The sequence below is a fragment of the Mesorhizobium sp. B2-4-13 genome, assembly GCF_006658535.1.
GTDB classification, from domain to species: domain Bacteria; phylum Pseudomonadota; class Alphaproteobacteria; order Rhizobiales; family Rhizobiaceae; genus Mesorhizobium; species Mesorhizobium australicum.
Window position 1 is genome coordinate 330,001 of sequence record NZ_VFVB01000007.1, and the last position, 2,500, is coordinate 332,500.

Here is a 2,500-nt window from a genome sequence, read left to right on the forward strand (position 1 = left end):
GATAAAGTGGCGAACGCGGGGAACTGAAACATCTAAGTACCCGTAGGAAAGGACATCAACCGAGACTCCGGAAGTAGTGGCGAGCGAACCCGGACCAGGCCAGTGGCGATTGAGAGACAAGCGGAACCTTCTGGAAAGTAGGGCCATAGTGGGTGACAGCCCCGTACGCGTAATGCAATCAATCGTCCTCGAGTAAGGCGGGACACGTGAAATCCTGTCTGAAATTGGGGGGACCACCCTCCAAGCCTAAGTACTCGTGCATGACCGATAGCGAACTAGTACCGTGAGGGAAAGGTGAAAAGCACCCCGACAAGGGGAGTGAAAGAGTACCTGAAACCGGTTGCCTACAAACAGTGGAAGCCCAAGGTTCGTCCTGGGTGACCACGTACCTTTTGTATAATGGGTCAGCGACTTAGTGTGACGAGCAAGCTTAAACCGCTAGGTGTAGGCGCAGCGAAAGCGAGTCTGAACAGGGCGTTCAGTTCGTCGCATTAGACCCGAAACCGAGTGATCTAGCCATGAGCAGGTTGAAGGTAAGGTAACACTTACTGGAGGACCGAACCCATAACTGTTGCAATAGTTCGGGATGACTTGTGGCTAGGGGTGAAAGGCCAATCAAACTCGGAAATAGCTGGTTCTCCGCGAAATCTATTTAGGTAGAGCGTCGACCGAATACCCCAGGGGGTAGAGCACTGGATGGGCTAGGGGTCCTCACCGGATTACCAAACCTAACCAAACTCCGAATACCTGGGAGTACTAGTCGGCAGACACACGGCGGGTGCTAACGTCCGTCGTGAAAAGGGAAACAACCCTGACCTACAGCTAAGGTCCCCAAGTTATGGCTAAGTGGGAAAGGATGTGAGGATCCCAAAACAACCAGGATGTTGGCTTAGAAGCAGCCATCATTTAAAGAAAGCGTAACAGCTCACTGGTCTAAATAAGGGTCTTTGCGCCGAAAATGTAACGGGGCTAAAGCCATACACCGAAGCTTAGGGTTTGGTCCGCAAGGGCCAAGCGGTAGCGGAGCGTTCTGTAAGCTGACGAAGCCATACCCGTGAGGGGTGGTGGAGGTATCAGAAGTGCGAATGCTGACATGAGTAACGTAAGGGGAGTGAGAGACTCCCCCGCCGAAAGACCAAGGGTTCCTGCTTAAAGCTAATCTGAGCAGGGTTAGCCGGCCCCTAAGACGAGGCGGAAACGCGTAGTCGATGGGAACCACGTTAATATTCGTGGGCTTGGAGGTAGTGACGGATCATTGAGGTAGTCCAATCTTATCGGATTGAACGGGCTGCTGCGTGGTTCCAGGAAATAGCTCCTCCTTATAAACCGTACCCGAAACCGACACTGGTGGTCTGGTAGAGTATACCAAGGCGCTTGAGAGAACTATGCTGAAGGAACTCGGCAAATTGCACGCGTAACTTCGGAAGAAGCGTGACCCTTTTCCACGCAAGTGGAGGAGGGTGGCACAGACCAGGGGGTAGCGACTGTTTATCAAAAACACAGGGCTCTGCGAAGTCGCAAGACGACGTATAGGGTCTGACGCCTGCCCGGTGCTGGAAGGTTAAGAGGAGGGGTGCAAGCTCTGAATCGAAGCCCCAGTAAACGGCGGCCGTAACTATAACGGTCCTAAGGTAGCGAAATTCCTTGTCGGGTAAGTTCCGACCTGCACGAATGGCGTAACGACTTCCCCGCTGTCTCCAGCATAGACTCAGTGAAATTGAATTCCCCGTGAAGATGCGGGGTTCCTGCGGTTAGACGGAAAGACCCCGTGCACCTTTACTATAGCTTTACATTGGCATTCGTAGTGGCATGTGTAGGATAGGTGGTAGGCTTTGAAACCTGGGCGCCAGCTCAGGTGGAGCCACCCTTGAAATACCACCCTTATCACTATGGATGTCTAACCGCGGCCCGTTATCCGGGTCCGGGACAATGTATGGTGGGTAGTTTGACTGGGGCGGTCGCCTCCTAAAGAGTAACGGAGGCGCGCGATGGTGGGCTCAGAACGGTCGGAAATCGTTCGCTGAGTGCAATGGCATAAGCCTGCCTGACTGCGAGACTGACAAGTCGAGCAGAGACGAAAGTCGGTCATAGTGATCCGGTGGTCCCGCGTGGAAGGGCCATCGCTCAACGGATAAAAGGTACGCCGGGGATAACAGGCTGATGACCCCCAAGAGTCCATATCGACGGGGTTGTTTGGCACCTCGATGTCGACTCATCGCATCCTGGGGCTGGAGCAGGTCCCAAGGGTATGGCTGTTCGCCATTTAAAGCGGTACGTGAGTTGGGTTCAGAACGTCGTGAGACAGTTCGGTCCCTATCTGCCGTGGGTGTAGGAATATTGAAAGGATCTGTCCCTAGTACGAGAGGACCGGGATGGACGGATCTCTGGTGGACCTGTTGTGGCGCCAGCCGCATAGCAGGGTAGCTATATCCGGACGGGATAACCGCTGAAGGCATCTAAGCGGGAAACCCACCTTAAAACGAGTATTCCCTGAGAACCG

General features: G+C 53.8%; 1 rRNA gene (cut by both window edges). It reads left to right on the top strand.

Annotated features, from left to right (window positions below):
* Nucleotides 1-2,500 (top strand): 23S ribosomal RNA (locus tag FJ936_RS20920) (it extends past both window edges: 244 nt to the left, 88 nt to the right).